This window comes from Pandoraea sp. (genome assembly GCF_041919235.1).
Taxonomy (GTDB): domain Bacteria; phylum Pseudomonadota; class Gammaproteobacteria; order Burkholderiales; family Burkholderiaceae; genus Pandoraea.
In genome coordinates this window covers 21,911-41,012 of record NZ_JAYRUC010000017.1, presented here as the reverse complement: position 1 = coordinate 41,012, position 19,102 = coordinate 21,911, and the positions used below count along the sequence as shown (strand labels likewise).

18 protein-coding genes and 1 tRNA gene are annotated in these 19,102 nt (G+C 63.0%); 16 read left to right on the top strand and 3 right to left on the bottom strand.

From position 1 onward, the window contains the following. Positions 1-136: 136 nt before the first annotated feature. From ACE3UG_RS14735 to ACE3UG_RS14715, 5 genes are all read left to right on the top strand, one after another. Positions 137-1,312: an alpha-hydroxy acid oxidase gene (locus ACE3UG_RS14735; protein ID WP_374625116.1), complete on the top strand. Its 1,176-nt coding sequence runs from the start codon at positions 137-139 to the stop codon at positions 1,310-1,312. Positions 1,313-1,414: 102 nt separating this feature from the next. Further along, positions 1,415-1,942 (top strand): inorganic diphosphatase, encoded by a 528-nt coding sequence (gene ppa / locus ACE3UG_RS14730; protein WP_374625114.1) that lies wholly within the window; start codon positions 1,415-1,417, stop codon positions 1,940-1,942. Between the two features lie 171 nt (positions 1,943-2,113). Continuing rightward, on the top strand, positions 2,114-3,250 hold the full coding sequence (locus ACE3UG_RS14725; protein WP_374625112.1) for a GNAT family N-acetyltransferase: 1,137 nt from the start codon (positions 2,114-2,116) through the stop codon (positions 3,248-3,250). Between the two features lie 184 nt (positions 3,251-3,434). Continuing rightward, positions 3,435-5,534, top strand: coding sequence for an NAD(+) synthase (locus ACE3UG_RS14720; protein ID WP_374625247.1), 2,100 nt, complete (start codon positions 3,435-3,437; stop codon positions 5,532-5,534). 118 nt (positions 5,535-5,652) lie between these two features. Then, complete coding sequence (locus ACE3UG_RS14715; protein WP_374625110.1) at positions 5,653-5,991, top strand: P-II family nitrogen regulator; 339 nt, start codon at positions 5,653-5,655, stop codon at positions 5,989-5,991. A 152-nt stretch (positions 5,992-6,143) separates the two neighbouring features. On the opposite strand, the gene ACE3UG_RS14710 is transcribed toward ACE3UG_RS14715, so the two are convergent. The 3 genes from ACE3UG_RS14710 to trxB form a co-directional block, all read right to left on the bottom strand. Beyond that, positions 6,144-6,764 carry a trimeric intracellular cation channel family protein gene (locus tag ACE3UG_RS14710; RefSeq protein WP_374625108.1) on the bottom strand — a complete coding sequence of 207 codons (621 nt, stop codon included), beginning with the start codon at positions 6,762-6,764 and terminating at the stop codon, positions 6,144-6,146. Positions 6,765-6,885: 121 nt separating this feature from the next. Further along, positions 6,886-7,563 carry a Smr/MutS family protein gene (locus ACE3UG_RS14705; RefSeq protein WP_374625106.1) on the bottom strand — a complete coding sequence of 226 codons (678 nt, stop codon included), beginning with the start codon at positions 7,561-7,563 and terminating at the stop codon, positions 6,886-6,888. Between the two features lie 115 nt (positions 7,564-7,678). Next, the gene (trxB, locus tag ACE3UG_RS14700; protein WP_374625104.1) at positions 7,679-8,635 is read right to left on the bottom strand and encodes a thioredoxin-disulfide reductase; all 957 of its coding nucleotides are present in this window, start codon (positions 8,633-8,635) and stop codon (positions 7,679-7,681) included. A gap of 409 nt (positions 8,636-9,044) precedes the next feature. On the opposite strand from trxB, the gene ACE3UG_RS14695 reads away from it, so the two are divergent. From ACE3UG_RS14695 to ACE3UG_RS14645, 11 genes are all read left to right on the top strand, one after another. Then, positions 9,045-11,366: a DNA translocase FtsK gene (locus ACE3UG_RS14695; protein WP_374625102.1), complete on the top strand. Its 2,322-nt coding sequence runs from the start codon at positions 9,045-9,047 to the stop codon at positions 11,364-11,366. Between the two features lie 5 nt (positions 11,367-11,371). Continuing rightward, positions 11,372-12,022, top strand: a complete 651-nt coding sequence (gene lolA, locus ACE3UG_RS14690) for an outer membrane lipoprotein chaperone LolA (RefSeq protein ID WP_374625100.1) — start codon at positions 11,372-11,374, stop codon at positions 12,020-12,022. 122 nt (positions 12,023-12,144) lie between these two features. Then, entirely contained in the window at positions 12,145-13,551 is a 1,407-nt protein-coding gene (locus ACE3UG_RS14685; protein ID WP_374625098.1) for a replication-associated recombination protein A, read from the top strand. A 172-nt stretch (positions 13,552-13,723) separates the two neighbouring features. Beyond that, positions 13,724-15,028, top strand: coding sequence for a serine--tRNA ligase (gene serS / locus ACE3UG_RS14680; protein WP_374625096.1), 1,305 nt, complete (start codon positions 13,724-13,726; stop codon positions 15,026-15,028). 102 nt (positions 15,029-15,130) lie between these two features. Beyond that, a tRNA-Ser gene (locus ACE3UG_RS14675) sits at positions 15,131-15,221 on the top strand. A gap of 175 nt (positions 15,222-15,396) precedes the next feature. Beyond that, the gene (locus ACE3UG_RS14670; RefSeq protein ID WP_374625094.1) at positions 15,397-16,602 is read left to right on the top strand and encodes a tyrosine-type recombinase/integrase; all 1,206 of its coding nucleotides are present in this window, start codon (positions 15,397-15,399) and stop codon (positions 16,600-16,602) included. Positions 16,603-16,614: 12 nt separating this feature from the next. Next, positions 16,615-17,385, top strand: coding sequence for a hypothetical protein (locus ACE3UG_RS14665; protein ID WP_374625092.1), 771 nt, complete (start codon positions 16,615-16,617; stop codon positions 17,383-17,385). A 140-nt stretch (positions 17,386-17,525) separates the two neighbouring features. After that, entirely contained in the window at positions 17,526-17,741 is a 216-nt protein-coding gene (locus ACE3UG_RS14660) for a helix-turn-helix transcriptional regulator (RefSeq protein ID WP_374625090.1), read from the top strand. After that, positions 17,738-18,454 (top strand): KilA-N domain-containing protein, encoded by a 717-nt coding sequence (locus tag ACE3UG_RS14655; RefSeq protein ID WP_374625088.1) that lies wholly within the window; start codon positions 17,738-17,740, stop codon positions 18,452-18,454. Before ACE3UG_RS14660 ends, ACE3UG_RS14655 begins: the two co-directional genes overlap by 4 nt. Continuing rightward, complete coding sequence (locus ACE3UG_RS14650) at positions 18,451-18,762, top strand: hypothetical protein (RefSeq protein ID WP_374625086.1); 312 nt, start codon at positions 18,451-18,453, stop codon at positions 18,760-18,762. Before ACE3UG_RS14655 ends, ACE3UG_RS14650 begins: the two co-directional genes overlap by 4 nt. Next, the gene (locus ACE3UG_RS14645; protein ID WP_374625084.1) at positions 18,762-18,998 is read left to right on the top strand and encodes a transcriptional coactivator p15/PC4 family protein; all 237 of its coding nucleotides are present in this window, start codon (positions 18,762-18,764) and stop codon (positions 18,996-18,998) included. The genes ACE3UG_RS14650 and ACE3UG_RS14645 overlap by 1 nt, the downstream gene beginning before the upstream one ends. The last annotated feature ends 104 nt before the right edge of the window (positions 18,999-19,102 follow it).

Below are 19,102 nucleotides of genomic sequence, written 5' to 3'. Positions count from 1 at the left end.
ACGATTGTGATTGTAATGCAATTGTTTGTGCGCAAGTGACGAGTTGTCCCGACGGCAGGGGACGAAGCGATTGAGACCTCGTGGCGAGCGCTGCGAGTCGATCTGGGAACCTGGAAATCTGGGAACAGGAGGAGCCATGCACGCGTTTTCCAGCGTGGAAGATTATCGCCGGGCTGCCCGGCGTCGCCTGACGAAGCTGGCGTTCGATTATCTCGAGGGTGGCGCGGAAGACGGCGGCGCGTTGCGTCGCAATCGCGACGCATTTGCGCAGTGGGGTTTCGCCCCGCGCGTGCTCACCGATACGTCGCAATGTTCGAGCGCCACGACTTTCTGGGGGCGGGACGCGGCCGCCCCGATGGCGGTGGGGCCGACCGGACTCAACGGTTTGTTCTGGCCGGGTGCCGACGAGTTGCTCGCGCGCGCGGCCGCCGATGCCGGGCTGCCATTCGTGTTGTCGACGGCGTCGACATCGCTGCTGGAGGACGTGCGTGCGGCGGTGCCCGATGGCGAGCTGTGGCTCCAGCTATACGTGCAGCAGGACCGGCGCATTGCCGAGCGCATGATGCATCGTGCGCGCGAGGCCGGCTTCCGTACGTTGTTGTTGACCGTCGACACACCCGTGCACGGCAAGCGCGATCACGATACGCGCAATGGCTTCAGGCTGCCGCTGCGCGTTACGCCGCGACTCATTGCCGACTGCATGCGGCATCCGCACTGGACTTGGCAGATGCTGGCCCACGGCGCGCCGCAACTGCGCAACATCGCCGAAAGCGTTGGCGAGCGAGCCGATCTGGCGCGGCATGCGGCGATGTTGAGTCGTCAGATGGATCTGTCGCTCGGTTGGGGCGATCTGGCCTGGGTGCGGCGCCACTGGCCGGGTGAAGTGCTCATCAAGGGCATCCAGACGGTGGACGACGCCCGGCTGGCGCACGCGCATGGCGCGCACGGCGTCGTCGTGTCCAATCATGGCGGGCGGCAACTGGGCAGCACACTCGCGCCGCTCGAAGCCCTGCTCCCGATCGTCGACGCATTGGGCGCTGGCGGCGCCGAGATGGCGGTTTTTGTCGACGGAGGCGTGAGGCGCGGTGCCGACGTGGCCAAGGCGGTCGCGCTGGGGGCCAAGGGCGTGCTGCTCGGGCGTGCGCCGCTGTATGGCGTGGCGGCGCGCGGCGGGGAGGGCGCGGCCGGGGTGCTGACGCTGCTGCTCGACGAGTTGCGCACGACGATGCAACTCCTGGGCTGCGCCCGCGTCGGCGAACTCACGGCGCAGCGGCTCGCCCGGCTGCCGGCGTTACAGGCAAACCCGCTATAATGTTTCGCGCCCGATTGCCGTCGGGCGGCGTGGCGTCCGGCGGGTTGGCGGGCGTGCAGGCCGTGCGACGGCACGCCCCTTTTCATACACAGGAATGCCATCATGAGCTTCAACCACGTGCCTGCCGGCAAGGACATCCCCAACGATTTCAACGTCATCATCGAGATCCCGGCGCAAAGCGACCCGGTGAAGTACGAGGCCGACAAGGAACTGGGCCTGCTGGTTGTCGACCGTTTCATCGGCACGGGCATGCGCTACCCGGCCAATTACGGTTTCATTCCGCAAACGCTGTCCGGTGACGGCGACCCCGTCGACGCGCTGGTCGTCACCCCGTTCCCGCTGCTCGCTGGCGCAGTCGTGCGCTGCCGCGCCCTGGGTCTGCTCAACATGACCGACGAGTCGGGTGTGGACGCCAAGCTGGTGGTCGTGCCGGTCGACAAGATCTGCCCGATGACGGCGCACATGAAGTCGATCGACGACGTGCCGGGCTACCTGAAGGACCAGATCAAGCACTTTTTCGAGAACTACAAGGCGCTCGAGGCGGGCAAGTGGGTCAAGATCGAAGGCTGGGAAGGCGTCGAAGCCGCCCACAAGGAAATCGTCGACGGCGTGGCCAACGCCAAGAAGTAAGCGATTTTCGCCTGCGGCGCCGCGCGTCGACGCCAGAAAAGCCCGGCCGAGTGCCGGGTTTTTGTTGTCCGCCTGAAAGCCGTGCCAGGTTCGGCGACAATGGGAGCCCGTTGGGTCGTTCAACGCTGGCGGCGGCCGTATCGGCGCGCAAGCTGGCAGACGAGGTGAGCCGTGAGCAGCGAGGTAGTCATCCGAGTAGTGTCATCGATCGAAGACGTGCCGGCCGACGCGTGGAATGCGCTCGCGCACGGCAATCCCTTCGTTCAGCACGCGTTCCTGCATGCCTTGCATACGAGCGGATGCGCGTCGAAGCGCACCGGCTGGCAGCCGGCCTATCTGCTCATGCACGCCGGCGAGGTGCTCACCGGCGCGATGCCGCTCTATGTCAAATCGCATTCGCGGGGCGAGTATGTCTTCGATCACGCGTGGGCCGATGCGTTCGCGCGCCACGGCCTGACGTACTACCCGAAGCTGCTGTGTGCGGTGCCGTTCTCGCCGGTGACGGGACCGCGTCTGCTTGCGCGCACTCACGCCGACCGGGTGGCACTCGCCCGTGGCGCGATCGCGTTCGCGAAGCAGCTTGAGTTGTCGTCGATTCACGTACTGTTCGCCCACGACGACGATTTGGCCGCGCTGACCGAAGCGGGTTATCTGTTACGCGAAGGCGTGCAGTTCCATTGGGAGAACCCGGGCCTCGCGACGTTCGACGATTTCCTCGCGCAGATGAATCATGAAAAGCGCAAGAAGCTCAAACAGGATCGTCGACGCGTGCGCGATGCCGGGGTGAGCTACCGGTGGCTGCGCGGTGCCGATATCGACGACGCTGCGCTCGATTTCTTCTATCAGTGCTATGAGAACACCTATCGCGAGCACTGGAACGCGCCCTATCTGACCCGCGCCTTTTTTGGTCAGGTGCATGCGGCGATGCCGGACGCGCTGTTGCTCGTTGTGGCCGAGCGCGAGGGCAAGCCGCTGGCCTGCGCGCTGAACGTGGTAAGCGGCGACACGATGTACGGACGGTATTGGGGCGCGACCGATTTCGTCTCCGGCATGCACTTCGAGACGTGCTACGCGCAGGGCATCGAGTACTGCATCGCGCATGGGCTGCGCAGTTTCGAGGGCGGCGCACAGGGCGTGCACAAGATGTCGCGAGGTCTGCTCCCGACGCCCACGTGGTCGGCCCATTGGATTGCCGATGCACGCTTCGCCGACGCCATTGCCGAATTTCTCGACGCCGAGACCTCGGCGATGGACGAACATATCGGCGAGCTGGAGGCGCATACGCCGTTCAAGCGCCCAGCGGCCTGAGGCCGCAGTGCCATGCCACAGCTGCCATAGCTGCTGCGGCGGCTGCGGCGGCCGGGCATGGCGAGGCCCCACGTAATATACTGGCGATTCTCACGTCCGCGCGCTTGCGCCGGGCGCGCGCCCGCCCACGGCGGCAGCGCTCGCCGACGTACCGGCGCACGGACGATGCATGGTAGCCGCCCACATGACCAACCGATTTCTCAATCTCTACAATCACGATTTCGCGCGTGTGGCCGTTGGCGTGCCGCAGTGCCGTGTCGCCGATCCTGCCCATAACGCTGCGCAGACCATCGCGCTCGCGAAGCAGGCCGATGCCGCCGGTGCGGTGCTCGTGGCCTTCCCCGAACTGGGCATTCCCGCCTATAGCTGCGAAGACTTGTTTCAGCAGCGCGCCTTGCTCGATGCCTGCGACGCGGCGCTGGCCGATATCGTGGCCGCGAGCCGTGAGCTGGGCGCCGTGCTGATCGTCGGCATGCCGGTACGTTTGCAACAACGCCTGTTCAACTGCGCGGTAGTCGTTGCGCGTGGCCGCCTGCATGGTGTCGTGCCCAAGACTTACCTGCCGAACTACAGCGAATTCTACGAGGCGCGTCAGTTCAACGCCGCCGATGACGCAGGCGTCGATACCGTAACGCTGCTCGGCGAGGAAGTGCCGTTCGGCTCGCTGGTCTTCGAGGCGACCGACCAGCCGTTGCTGCGCTTTCACTGCGAGATTTGCGAGGACGTCTGGGTGCCGGTGCCGCCGTCGTCGTTCGCGGCGCTTGCCGGTGCGACGGTGCTCGTCAACCTGTCGGCATCGAATGTCGTCGTCGGCAAGTCGGCCTATCGTCATCAACTGGTTGGGCAACAGTCGGCGCGATGCCTCGCGGCGTATCTGTACACGTCGGCCGGGCAGGGCGAGTCGACCACCGATCTGGCCTGGGACGGGCAGGCGCTGATCTATGAGAATGGCGACCTGCTCGCCGAGTCGGCGCGTTTCGTCGGCGAATCGCATCTGATCTATGCGGACGTCGATCTGGAGCGGCTCGCGCGCGAGCGCATGCATCAGACCACGTTCGGCGTGTCCGTGCGCCGCCATGCGGACGAGGTCGCCCGGTTCCGCACGATCAAGGTCGACGTCGCGATGCCGCGCACCGCCGAGCTGCCGCTCGCGCGTGCGATCGAGCGTTTCCCCTACGTACCGGCCGATCCGCGCCGTCGGGACGAGCGTTGCCACGAGGTCTACAACATTCAGGTGCAGGCGCTGATGCAGCGTCTCGCGTCGTCGAAGATTCAAAAGGTCGTGATCGGCGTGTCGGGCGGTCTCGACTCGACGCATGCGTTGCTCGTGTGTGCGAAGGTCATGGACCGGCTGGGGCTGCCGCGCACGAACATTCTCGCGTACACGATGCCGGGCTTCGCCACGAGCGAGCGGACACTGCGTCAGGCGCGCGAACTGATGGCGGCGGTCGGGTGCACGGCGCGCGAGATCGACATTCGCCCGAGCTGCATGCAGATGCTCAAGGACCTCGACCATCCGTTCGCGCAGGGCGAGGAAGTCTACGATGTCACGTTCGAGAACGTGCAGGCGGGCGAGCGCACCAATCATCTGTTCCGGCTCGCGAATCATCTGGGGGCGATCGTGATCGGCACGGGCGACCTGAGCGAACTGGCGCTGGGCTGGTGCACCTACGGCGTGGGCGATCACATGTCGCACTACAACGTGAACGCCAGCGTGCCCAAGACGCTCATCATGCACCTGGTGCGATGGGTGGCCGAGACGGGACAGTTGGACGGCACGGTGTCGGCGAAGCCTGCGAGGGCCACCAAGGACACCGGACAGCGCCGCAACGTGCTGATCGAGATTCTCGAGACGGAAATCAGCCCCGAACTGGTGCCGGGCAAGGCCAATGGCGCGCCGGAGCAGCGCACCGAGCATTTCATCGGGCCGTACGAGCTTCAGGACTTCAACCTCTACTACACGCTGCGCTTCGGCTATGCCCCGCGCAAGGTGGCGTTCCTCTCGTGGAGCGCCTGGCACGACGCATCGCAGGGGCGCTGGCCTGACGAAGGACATCTCGCGCGTCACGCGTACGATCTGGTCTCGATCAAGCGCAACCTGCGCATTTTCCTTGACCGGTTCTTCCGCACCAGTCAGTTCAAGCGGTCGTGCATTCCGAATGCGCCGAAGGTCGGCACGGGCGGCTCGCTCTCGCCGCGCGGCGACTGGCGCGCTCCGAGCGATTCGGAGTCGGTCGTGTGGCTCGCAGATCTGGACACGGTGCCGGACGACCCGCACGCCTGAGAGCGTGTTGCGGCGGTGGGGCGGTGGGGCGGCGGGCGGTCTTCGGCGCTCTACCCCCGGACCGGTACAATAGCCCGGCGAATTCAAAGCACAATCCAACCAAGATATCGAGGCGACAATGAAACGCGTAACTGCCATCATCAAACCGTTCAAACTCGACGAAGTCCGCGAAGCGCTGGCCGAAGTCGGCGTGACGGGTTTGACCGTCACGGAAGTCAAAGGCTTCGGCCGTCAGAAGGGCCACACCGAGCTGTATCGCGGCGCCGAGTATGTGGTCGACTTTCTGCCGAAGATCAAGATCGAAGTCGTGGTGGGCGCTGTACAGGCTGAGCAGGTCATCGACGCGGTGCTGGGCGCGGCGCGCACCGGCAAGATCGGCGACGGCAAGATTTTCGTGACCGATGTCGAACGCGTGATCCGCATTCGTACGGGCGAAGAGGGCGAACAGGCCGTCTGAGGCCGGCGCGGGCGCCGCAACGAGCACTACCGACGATTGCGACGGTTTCGACGGTTTGGACGGTTGCGGCGGCGTGCGATGCGAGACGTGAGGCGTGAAGCCGCAAAGGGCGATGGCTGCGCAAGCGGCGTCGCCTTTCGGCGTTTACGGCCTCAGGACTTGAGGCGAACGTCGAACGCGAGGGTCGTCAGGCGTACGACGATCACGGAAAGCGCGCCGATCGACAGCGCATACAAGGGATCGAGGTCGACGTAGGTGAGGGCGATATAGATCCAGCCGCCAATGAAAGCGCACACGGCATAGGGCCGCGTGTCCCGCAGCACCAGCGGCACTTCGTTGCAGAGAATGTCGCGAATCATGCCACCGCCAACGCCCGTGATCACCCCCATCATCACGGACATGAGCGCCGACATATCGGTCTGCAACGCGAGCGAGGTGCCCGACGCGCTGAAGAATCCGAGGCCGATCGCGTCCGCAATCAGCAGCACGCGTTCGGTGGCCACGCGCGAGACGAGCCGCAACACGCCGGCCGTCGACAGTGAGAACACGAGAATGATGACCGTGTACCACTGATGCTGCACCCAGTAGAACGGACGATGATCGAGCAACACATCGCGCAACGTGCCGCCGCCGAAGGCGGTGGCAAAGGCCAGCACGAACGCGCCGACCGGGTCGAGATGTTGCTTGCGGGCTTCGGCGAAGCCGGAAATGGCGCTCGACAATACGGCAATGGCCTCCATCACGGCCAGAATCGTACGCAGTTGGGCGCTCATCTCGTGAATCATCGGCGAATCCTGTCGGTGAGACGTCGTGATCGGTGGTGTAATCGGCGGTGTGATCGGCGTTGTGAAGGCGCGCCGACGAAGCGCGGGGAGGCGCAGGCGCAGGCGTCGATTATCGGCGTGGCGCTCTCGTTTGCGCGGGCTGGAGCAATACTAACAGTGCACCGCCTCCGCCGTCGTGTCCTTGCGCTTGCGCCCACGCCAGCACTTCTGCCTTCTGCGCCAGCCAGCCACGCACCTTGTCCTTGAGTACCGGTTCGCGGTTCACGGAGCCGAGGCCTTTGCCATGGATCACGCGCACGCAGCGCAGACCGCGTTTCACGGCGTCATGCAGGAAGGCGGAGAGCGCTTCCCGGGCTTCGTCGCGCCGCAAGCCGTGGAGGTCGATCTGCGCTTGCACCACCCATTCGCCGCGTTGCAGCTTGAGCAGGGTGTCGTGGCTGATGCCGGGGCGGCGGTAGGACAGGCGATCGTCGGTGTCGAGCAGGGCCTCGGGGTCGAACTCGTCCGACAGCGATTCGAACAGGACGGCCGCTTCGTCTTCCTGCGTCTGATGCGGCACAGGCTCGGGCGGCAGGCGTGGATGCTCGACGCGATTGGTCGCGCCCTTGCTGGTGATCGGGGCGATGTCGCCGATGCTGTCGCGAAACACGTTGGCATCGCGCTTGGCTTGCGCGGCGCGTTTGGCGGCGGCGACGCGCTCGGCTTCTCGTGCGGCCGTTTCCTTGGCGAGCGCGTCGCGCAGGCTGGCAAGATCGCCGAGGCTGAGTTTGGGGGGCTTCTTGCTCATGGTCGTGCGAACAAGGACAGTGGAATGTCTGACGACGACGGCGCCCGGGCCAGATGACAGGTCACACGGCGCGGGCGCGGCGGCAGGGCGCTTGGGCGTCTGGGCGTTCGGGTGCTTACTGGTCGAGGTTCTCGAGGTAACGCTGGGCATCGAGCGCGGCCATGCAGCCCGTGCCGGCGCTGGTGATGGCCTGACGGTAGACGTGATCCTGCACGTCGCCCGCGGCGAACACGCCCGGCACGCTGGTGGCCGTGGCGTTGCCGTTCAGGCCGCTGTGCGTGACGATGTAGCCGTTCTTCATTTCGAGCTGACCGGCGAAGATGTCGGTATTCGGCTTGTGGCCGATTGCGATGAACACGCCATGCAGCGTGATGTCTTCGTGGGCGCCGGTTTTCACGTTCTTGATACGCACCCCCGTGACGCCTGAGTCGTCGCCCGTGACTTCGTCGAGGACGCTGTCGTACTTGAGCTCGACCACGCCTTGCTTGGCCTTCTCCAGCAACCGGTCGATCAGGATCGGTTCGGCGCGGAACTTGTCGCGGCGGTGGATCACGGTGACCTTGCTTGCGATGTTGGCAAGGTAGAGCGCTTCTTCGACGGCCGTATTGCCGCCGCCGACGACGCAGACTTCCTTGCCTTTGTAGAAGAATCCATCGCAGGTGGCGCAGGCCGACACGCCGCGGCCCGAGAAGGCCTCTTCAGACGGCAGGCCGAGATATTGCGCCGAGGCGCCGGTGGCGACGATGAGGGCGTCTGCCGTGTATTCGCCGGCGTCGCCGATCAGGCGCAGCGGGCGCTCGTTCAGATGCACGGTATGGATATGATCGAAGATCATCTCGGTGTTGAAGTGCTCGGCGTGGGCCTGCATGCGGGCCATCAGCTCGGGGCCTTGCACGCCGGTCGGGTCGCCGGGCCAGTTCTCCACGTCCGTGGTGGTCATCAGTTGACCGCCCTGGGCGATGCCCGTAATCAGCACGGGCTTGAGGTTGGCGCGTGCGGCATAGACGGCGGCACTGTAGCCGGCGGGGCCGGAACCGAGAATGAGGACTTTGGCGTGCTTGGCAACGGACATGGACGGGAACTCACCGGAGAGGGAATGGGGGCTGGCGCCGGATCCTGCACCGCGACAACGCGGCGGGGATTGGTGCAAAGCGACATTATAAGGGGGCGACGTCGTTTCGTTGATCGAGCCTTGCAATCGGCGCGATAGCCCGCGCGGGCGCGGGCCGGGCGCGCGATCCGCCGGCGGCGGGCATACGGCGGCCGGGGGGCCGGGGCGGCGGGATGTCTCTCAAAGTTGGGCGAGGCGATGGCGACCGGGGAGCGAGAGGGCAGACCGTCAGCGGCGTTCCGGAACCCCCATGGGAGGCCCGGCGTTACTGCTTGTCACCTTTTCGTGCATTAAGCCGTGTAATAGTTGTTTACAATGGAGCCTTGCCTCGCGGCAGGCCACCCGTCTGCCCGCCCAACCGCATGGCTTGATGACGACGAAATCTTCCTATTCTGCTGGTGCCGGATCGTCGTTACCCAATCGGGTGACGCACCTCTTCCATGAAATCCGCTGGATGGCGCAAGTCGCGCTGATGGTATTCCTGTTGATGGCGTTGTTCTCGTATAGCCGTCTGGATCCCAGCTGGACGCATGCGGCGCATGTGGAGCGCATCGCCAATTGGGCGGGGCGCGTCGGTGCGTGGGTGGCGGATATGCTGCTGCTCATTCTGGGGCTGTCCGCCTACTGGCTGGTGGTGTTCATCGCCCGGCGGGTGGTCTCGGGCTACCGCCGGATTTCGGCCAGACGCGAAGCGCCCCCGCTGCGCGAGCGGCTTGCCAGCGGCGGGTGGGTGGAGATCGTCTCGTCGCTGATGGTGTTGCTCTCGAGCGCCGGCATCGAATCGCTGCGGCTTTACAGGCTAAAGGCCCAATTGCCTCGCGCCTCGGGCGGCGTGATTGGCGAGACCGTCGGTGGTTTCTTCCAGCACGCGCTTGGGTTTACCGGGGGCACGCTGACATTGCTGCTCATCTTTGCCTTCGGTCTGTCGCTGCTCTTCCATTTCTCGTGGCTTTCCGTTGCCGAAAAGTTCGGCGCGCTGATTCTCGATACCGGCACCGTGATCCGTCGTCGTCGCGAGGCGCGCCAGGATCGCCGGTTGGGCGAGGAGGCCGCGATCGCGCGTGAAGGGGCCATCGTGCAGAACCGCGTGCGTGCCGAAGTGCACGAACCGGTGCAGATCGTGCCGCCGGTCAAGGTCGTGCCCAAGAGCGAGCGTGTCGAGAAGGAAAAGCAGGCGCCGCTCTTTGCCGATCTTCCCGATTCCATTCTTCCGCCGCTGGCGTTGCTCGACGCTGCCCCGGCCGCGCAGGAGACGGTCTCGGCCGAGACGCTGGAATTCACGTCGCGCCTCATCGAGAAGAAGCTCAAGGACTTCGGCGTGGATGTGAGCGTCGTGGCGGCCTATCCGGGGCCGGTGATCACGCGTTACGAAATCGAACCGGCGACGGGCGTGAAGGGCAGCCAGATCGTCAATCTCGCAAAGGATCTGGCGCGTTCGCTCTCGCTCGTATCGATCCGTGTGGTCGAGACCATTCCCGGCAAGAATTTCATGGGACTGGAGTTGCCGAATCCGCGTCGTCAGACGGTGCGTCTGACGGAGATTCTGGGCTCCGAGATCTACAACGATTCCTCGTCGCTGCTGACGCTGGCGCTTGGCAAGGACATTGGCGGCAAACCGGTGGTGGCCGATCTGTCGAAGATGCCTCACCTGCTGGTGGCCGGCACCACGGGCTCGGGCAAGTCGGTGGGGATCAACGCGATGATTCTGTCGTTGCTCTACAAGGCGACGGCCGAGCAGGTCCGGCTCATTCTGATCGATCCGAAGATGCTCGAAATGAGCATGTACGAGGGCATTCAGCATTTGCTGTGCCCGGTGGTGACCGACATGCGTCAGGCGGGGCATGCGCTGAACTGGGTCGTGGCCGAAATGGAGCGCCGCTACAAGCTGATGAGCAAGTTGGGCGTGCGCAACCTTGCCGGGTACAACAACAAGATCGACGACGCGGCGAAGCGCGAGGCGCACATCCCGAATCCGTTCTCGCTCACGCCGGATGCCCCGGAGCCGCTGCAGCGGCTGCCTTACATCGTCGTGGTGATCGACGAGTTGGCCGATCTGATGATGGTCGTCGGCAAGAAGGTCGAAGAGCTTATCGCGCGAATTGCGCAGAAGGCGCGTGCGGCGGGGATTCACTTGATTCTGGCGACGCAACGGCCGTCGGTCGATGTCATCACGGGGTTGATCAAGGCCAACGTGCCCACGCGTGTGGCGTTCCAGGTGTCGTCGAAGATCGACTCGCGCACCATTCTCGATCAGCAGGGTGCCGAGACGTTGCTGGGCATGGGCGACATGCTCTACATGCCGCCGGGTACCGGATTGCCGCTGCGTGTGCACGGGGCGTTCGTGGCCGATGACGAAGTGCACCGCGTGGTCGAGCGGCTCAAGGAACAGGGCGAGGCGAATTACGTCGAGGGCCTTCTCGACGGCGCGCTTGAGGGCGAAGAGGGCGGAATCGAGGGGGCGGGCGGCGGAACTGGCGAGGGCGGGGGCGAGTCCGATCCTCTGTACGATCAGGCCGTCGCTGTGGTCCTCAAGCAGCGCCGTGCGTCGATTTCGTTGGTGCAGCGGCATTTGCGCATCGGTTATAACCGTGCGGCGCGGCTGCTCGAACAGATGGAACAGTCCGGCGTCGTGTCGGCGATGGCGAGCAACGGCAACCGGGAGATTCTGGTGCCGAATCGCGAAGGAGAATAGGAAACATGTTGGGATTCAAGCGGGGTTTGCCGCTTATTGCGGGAGCCGTCGGCGTGACGCTGGCGGCGCTGGTCGCCCCTGCTTATGCAAGCGGCACGGCACAGCTCAAGGCGTTCGCGGCGCAGGTGAAGTCCGCGCGGGGCGAGTTCGAGCAGAAGCAGGTCAAGGGGCAGCAGGACGGCGCCATCAAGGTGACGAACATGGCGTCGGGAACGTTTGAGTTTGCGCGGCCCGGCCGCTTCATCTGGCGTTACGTGAAGCCTTACGATCAACTGCTTCAGGCCGATGGCGAGACGCTTTACGTCTATGACAAGGATCTGAACCAGGTGACCGAGCGCAAGCTGGGCACTTCGTTGGGCGCGAGTCCGGCGGCGATTCTGTTCGGCAGCAACGACATCGAGAAGAATTTCTCGCTCAAGGATGCCGGCGTGAAGAACGGCATCGACTGGGTGGAGCTCAAACCGAAGGCAAAGGACACGCAGTTCCAGCGGGTGGGCATCGGTTTTCGCGACGGCAATCTGGCGGCCATGGAGCTTTACGACGCGTTCGGCAACGTCACGTTGCTGACGTTCAGCAAGATGCAGACGAATCCGCCCATGCCGGCAGACACCTTCAAGTTCACGGTGCCCAAGGGCGCCGACGTGATCAAGGGTTGAGGGGAGGGTTCCCGTGCGTTCCCGACGAGCATTGCGGGCGGGCGGTTCGCTGGGCTGGCATAATGAGGGCATCTGATTAACCGAATACGGCCGGGGATTCCCCGGCCGTACTGCTTGAGACCATGCCAGACGACGCTCCCTTGTCGGCTTCGGTGCCTTTGGCCGAGCGCCTGCGCCCCCATACCATCGACGACGTGATTGGCCAGCGCCACTTGCTGGGCAAGGGGAAGCCGCTGCGCGTGGCGTTTGAGTCGGGCCGTCCGCACTCGATGATTCTGTGGGGTCCGCCGGGGGTGGGCAAGACGACGCTTGCGCGTTTGATGGCGGACGCTTTCAAGGCGTACTTCATCGCGCTGTCGGCGGTGCTCTCGGGCGTCAAGGATATTCGCGACGCGGTCGAGGCCGCGCAGATCCAGCGTGCGCAGGGCAAGCAGACGTTGGTGTTCGTCGATGAGGTGCATCGCTTCAACAAGGCGCAGCAGGACGCGTTCCTGCCGCACGTCGAATCGGGGCTCTTCATCTTCGTGGGCGCGACGACGGAGAATCCGTCGTTCGAGGTGAACGGCGCATTGCTATCGCGCGCGGCCGTGTATGTTCTCAAGAGCCTGAGCGACGACGAGCTTGGCGAGATGATCACGCGTGCGGCACACGCGCTGGGCGATATCGAGTTTACTGGCGAGGCACGGCAGGGGCTGATCGATTCGGCGGATGGCGACGGTCGCCGCCTGCTCAACAACGTGGAGATCGTCTCGCAGGCGGCAATGGGGCAGGCGCTCAAGACGATCGATGAAGCGTTGCTCGCCAGCGTGCTTGCCGAGAACCTGCGACGTTTCGACAAAGGCGGCGACGCGTTCTACGACCAGATCAGCGCGCTGCACAAGTCGGTGCGTGGCAGCTCGCCGGACGGTGCGCTTTACTGGTTCTGCCGCATGCTCGATGGTGGGGCCGATCCGCGATATCTCGCGCGCCGAATTGTGCGCATGGCGTGGGAGGATATCGGCCTGGCCGATCCGCGTGCGGCGCGCATTGCGCTGGATGCGGCGCAGACATACGAACGTCTGGGTACGCCGGAAGGCGAACTCGCGCTTGCGCAAGCCATTTTGTATCTTGCGGCGGCGCCGAAGTCGAACGCGGGGTACAACGCCTACAATCAGGCGCGTGCGTTTGTCGCCAAGGACAAGTCGCGCTCGGTACCGGTCCATCTGCGCAATGCGCCCACGAAGCTGATGAAGTCGCTGGGCTATGGGCACGAGTATCGTTATGCGCACGACGAGCCGGATGCCTACGCGGCGGGCGAGACGTATTTCCCCGACGACCTGCGGGCTCAGAATTGGTATCGTCCGGTGCCGCGGGGTTTGGAGGGCAAGATTGGGGAGAAGCTCAATTGGCTGAAATCGCTCGATGCCGAGTGGCGTCGTGCGAACGCCAAGACGCGCAAGTCCGACGCTTCCCCGAAGCCGACGGGGGCGGGCAGCCCGCCATCTGGCAAGGCGTCGGCGGGCGAGCCGTCTGACGACGAGTCGACCTGACGCGGGCTTTGTTGCGACTGAGAACGCGCCAAATGGCGAAATGGCGGGGCGCGTTTGGTAAAATCCTGGGTTTGCTGCTGCCTCTTGCGCCATGAGGGCGCGGGGCGGCGAGAACGAATTTCGCGAATTTCATGGTCCACGATGGTGGACCGCTAACGACAGACATCCCACCATGCTCGACATTCAACTTCTTCGCAAGGATCTCGACGGCGTTGCTGCGCGACTCAAGGCGCGCGGCTATGCGCTGGACGTGGCGGCATTTGCTGCACTCGAGGCGGAGCGCAAGCAGATTCAGACGCAAACCGAAGAGTTGCAGGCACGCCGCAATGCGCTCTCGAAGCAGGTTGGCATGAAGAAGGGCAAGGGCGAGGACGCGTCGGCAGAGATTGCTGAAGTGGGTGGCATTGCGGACACGCTCAAGGCATCGTCGGTGCGTCTGGAGGAAATTCAGGCACGGCTGTCGGATTTGTTGCTGGGGGTGCCGAATTTGCCGCATGAGAGTGTGCCGGTCGGTTCGGATGAAACGCAGAATGTCGAAGTGCGCCGCTGGGGCACGCCGCGCGTTTTCGACTTTGCGGTGCGCGATCACGTTGATCTCGGCGGGGCGTTGGGCTTGGACTTTGACGCGGCGGCGAAGCTTGCGGGTGCGCGTTTTTCGGTGATGAAGGGTGGCATTGCCCGTCTGCATCGTGCGTTGGCGCAGTTCATGCTCGATACGCACACGAGCGAGCACGGATATACGGAAATGTACGTGCCGTACATCGTGAATGCGGCGTCGATGCGGGGTACGGGGCAGCTTCCGAAATTCGAGGACGACCTGTTCAAGGTGCCGCGCAAGGTGGGCGGAGAGGATGGCGAGCGCATCGAGAATTTTTATCTGATTCCGACGGCGGAAGTGTCGTTGACGAACTTGGTGCGTGACGAGTTGCTGGCGAACGATGCGTTGCCGATGCACATGGTGGCGCACACGCCGTGTTTCCGGTCGGAGGCGGGCAGCTATGGCAAGGACACGCGCGGCATGATTCGTCAGCATCAATTTGACAAGGTCGAGTTGGTGCATGTGGTGCGTCCGGAGGAATCGTACGACACGCTGGAGAAGTTGGTCGGTCATGCGGAAGCGATCTTGAAGAAGCTTGAGTTGCCGTTCCGCACAATTGTGCTGTGTACGGGCGACATGGGCTTTGGGAGTGCGAAGACGTACGATATGGAGGTCTGGATTCCGGCGCAGAATACGTATCGCGAGATTTCGTCGTGTTCGAACATGGAGAGTTTCCAGGCGCGCCGGATGCAGGCGCGTTACCGGAACGCGCAGGGCAAGCCGGAGCTGGTGCATACGCTCAACGGTTCGGGGCTGGCGGTGGGACGAGCGTTGGTTGCGGTGCTGGAGAACTATCAAAATGCGGATGGTTCGGTGACGGTGCCTGATGTGTTGCGTCCGTATATGGGGGGCGTTGAGTTGCTTGAGCCGGCCGCGTAAAAAAATTCGGGAAAGGGGTTGGCAGCGGAACAAATTCGGCTATAATCTCTTTCTCGCCGCCTGAGGCCACTCAGGCGGCGTACCAAAGCAGGAAGAACGCTTGGAGAGGTGGCAGAGTGGTCGAATGCGCCGGACTCGAAATCCGGTGTACGGTTATACCGTACCGTGGGTTCGAATCCCACCCTCTCCGCCAGCAGCCTGCTTTGAAGCGGTCTGATAAAGACCGAAGAAGTTGCAAAGAGCCCTGAATTTTCAGGGCTTTTTTGTTTTTTGGGCCGAAAGTTCGCTCCGACAGCCTCTGATATACTCCGACGAAATCGTAAATTTTTTGGCGGGTTGATTGGTGGGTTGTTTAGGAGGCCCCGGAAATGCCCAAAGTCGCGAAGGAGCTCAAGGCGCTCGCGGTATCCAAACTATCCAAGCCAGGCACGCACGCCGTCGGCGGTGTCTCTGGCCTTGCGCTTCAAATATCTCCCTCCGGAAGTCGTTCATGGATTCTCCGGGCAACCGTGGGCGCTCGACGCCGCGAGATTGGCCTGGGCGGCTATCCAGACGTCACGCTGTCGCAGGCGCAAGAGAAGGCACGCGCACTCAAGGCTGATATTCAGGCCGGTATTGATCCTGTGATGGCCCGCCTAGAAGCGGCGAGCGCGCTGCGGGCAAGCCAAATCCTCGAAGTCACTTTTCTCGATGCCGCACGGCGTTTTATCGCTGCCAAATCCGTCGAATGGCAAAACACGAAACACAGTGCGCAGTGGGGAAGCACCCTCGCCAAATACGCATACCCTCTGATCGGCTCGATGATGGTCCGCCACGTCAGCCGCGGCCACATTACAGAGATTCTTGAGCCCATCTGGACAACCAAGACAGAAACGGCGTCTCGTTTGCGTGGCCGGATCGAGGCAATCCTCGATTGGGCGCGGGTGAAAGGCTACCGGGACGAAGGGACGAACCCGGCCGCCTGGCGTGGGAATCTGGATAAGATACTTGCGGCCCCCAACAAGGCCAAGCGCGTCCGCAACCACCCAGCATTGCCGATCGATGAAATACCAGCCTTTATGGCGGCGCTGCGATCAACCGAAGGCATTGGCGCGAGGTGCTTGGAATTTACGGTCCTGACGGCCGCACGGTCTGGCGAGGCACGGGCGGTCACTTGGAACGAAATCGACCTGGACAAGGCGGTATGGACGGTGCCGGCCGAGAAGATGAAGGCGAAGAAGGAGCACCGCGTGCCATTGTCGCCGTCGGCGCTTGATCTACTCCGTTCCGTCCCGACGCGAGCTGGCGTCGACTTGATATTTCCGAGCCCACGCGCCGGCGCAAAGTTATCGGACATGACGCTTCTGGCCATCATGCGGCGCATGAAGCTTGACGCCACACCGCATGGCTTCCGATCCACGTTCCGGGACTGGGTCGGAGAGCATACAGCCTATCCGAAGGAGTTGGCCGAAGTCGCTTTGGCTCACGTGCGCGGGGATGCCACTGAGGCAGCCTATTGGCGTGGGGATGTGCTGGAGAAGCGGCGGCAGTTGATGACCGATTGGGCTGAATTTTGCCTCATCCAGAAAGCATAACGTGAGGGCAACATGGAATTCCACGCTTTCAAGAATATCTCCCCGTTGCGCTTGGCGGACCCCTATTGGTCCATAGCACTTGGCAAGCGACATCGGCCACTTCAAGGAGCGATATCACTTACGTTCGGAGTGATAGACCGTTTATCCGCAGACGTCGAGGGGTATGACCCCGGCTGGGGAATTCGCAGTGCGCAGCGAAAAACCATCGTGACAAAGAATCGCCAAATCGTCGATGACGTTCTTCGTCGTGCCGCGGAAGACTTGGAGAAGGAACTCAGCCACATCGACAACGAGCAGCGTCCGTCGCTGTCTGCACTGTGCAGTATGGCGCTACAAGCCACGAAGAATGACGAAGCAACGGTCAGTCTCAACGTGTTGCTTCTGATCCTCCTGCACGCACTGGACGATGCTTTGGGTATTCTGCGCGGTAAAGAGTCGACGCCGCACGACAGCCTTTGTATCGGCATCGCACTTACCGAGATTGCGGGGGCAATTGACTTGATAGCGAACGCCGGAAACGATATATCTCCTGCGGCTATCCGCAAAGAGTTCGGCTCGCTTGGGGGGTTGGCGCAAGCTGCTCGCTTCGAACCGATTCAAAAACATGCGGTCGAGTTAGCCAATCTGGGTAGGTACAAGAGCAGAAGAAATGCCGCAATGGGCATTAAAGACTCGGTGCTCGAATTTGCCAATAAGAAAGGCATCAAAATGAGCCCTGATCAGGCGGTTACAACTATTTCAGGCTGGCTCAAAGATGGCGGCTATACCTCGTCAACCGGCTGACATATAACGTTGGCGGCTTGGCGTTAAACGTCGTCGGCTCGCCATGTTCCGTTATCCAGCCGACGATCTACAAGTCGGCGCTCCTGAGGCATAAATTTCCTATCGCCACCTCGCAAGAGGTTCTACATGGAGCGATAGGAATGAAGCAGGTCGATCAACTGAAGAACTTCGATGCCTTGCCGGATGCGGCGGGCGTTGATGCCATCACTGTGGCGGCGCTACTCGGCTGCTCGGAAAGCACTGTCTGGCTGCGCACGAAGCGCGGCATTCTCCCTCAACCCATCCGCAACGGCCGCTCGACACGCTGGAATGTCGGGAAGCTGCGAGCCATCCTCAACGGGGGTGTCGCAGCATGACCAAAAAGAAAAACGCCCGACCCAGCAAAGCCGAATCGAGCGCCCTCAAGCAGAGCAAGTTTACTGCGGATCTACCGGCCCGCGCAACGAACCTGGTCAACACGCACGTCGTCGAGTACGAAGGCATCGCCATCACCTTCACGGGAGATGGGTGGTTCAACGCGACGGCGGCTGCAAAGCGTTTCAACAAGCGCGTGGACAACTGGCTTCGCTTGGCCGAAACGAAGGAGTACATGGCGGCGCTCGTCGAAGCAGAAACTTCCTCAGATGTGAGGGAGTTAGTTCGAACGCAGGAAGGTCGCAATGGTGGCACCTGGTTGCATCCAAAACTGGGCGTGGCGTTCGCACGTTGGTGCGACGTGCGCTTTGCTGTCTGGTGCGATCAGCAGATCGACCACATTCTCCGAGGCGGCCTGACGATCTGGGACAAGGCAGCCTCTGAGCCCAGCACCACCTGTGATCGGGAAATGCTGCTAACGGCAGCGGCCGCTATCGTTGCCCGACATCGCCTTTCGTACAGCAAAGTTTACGAGGCCCTCAACACGTTTGCCGGCGTCGTTCACGCTCGCGAGATGACGTGTGCCCAAGTGGTGGAATCGTCAGGCTTCGCTAGCCGCTTACTGGTGGGCAAGTCCACGCAAGGCGACTTCGAGCAGATAGCACAGCACCGCGAAGCACTGGGCATCATCGGCCTGGTGGGAGGTGCAGCATGAACGACCTTTTCGTCAAAAACGGCGACGAATACCTCATGAGCGCTGGGGGGACGTTGCTGGTCGTGGCCGATGCAATCTACGGTCCGGCGGAAGAAAGCACGCCCGAAGGTCGCTGCCGTGCGGCGGCGCTGACCGATGCGATTCTGTCCGTCGCCTCCGACCGAGGTTTCAAGAACCGTGACCTCTTCGAGACAATGCTGGCCCGCCGTGAAGTGTCCGACCGGGTAATCGAGCTGGCGAGAAAGCTTGATAGGTGTCTCGGCAAGGATGGATTTCAGGTCGCCATCAAGCGCACTGGAGATGCCTAATGCCCACGGAGAACACCTACCTCGACATCCGCAAGAGCGATAGCGAACGCTTGCGCATAACCATCAGCGAGTACCGCGGACGCACGTTCATCGACCTGCGCACCTGGTACTCAACCGAACTCGGTGAGTTCAAGCCTGGCCGCGCCGGCGTCACATTGCGCCCCGATCAACTCACGGAGATCGTCCAGGGCCTGATGCTCGCCGGCCGCGCTATCGATCCGAAGGGGGTTGTCTGATGAAAAACCCCTTGACGCTCGTAAACCGCCGGCTTTATTCTTGGGCCGTCGCTGAAACAACAGCGAACGGGTTTGGCGACCTGATAATCAAACGGCGGACGACC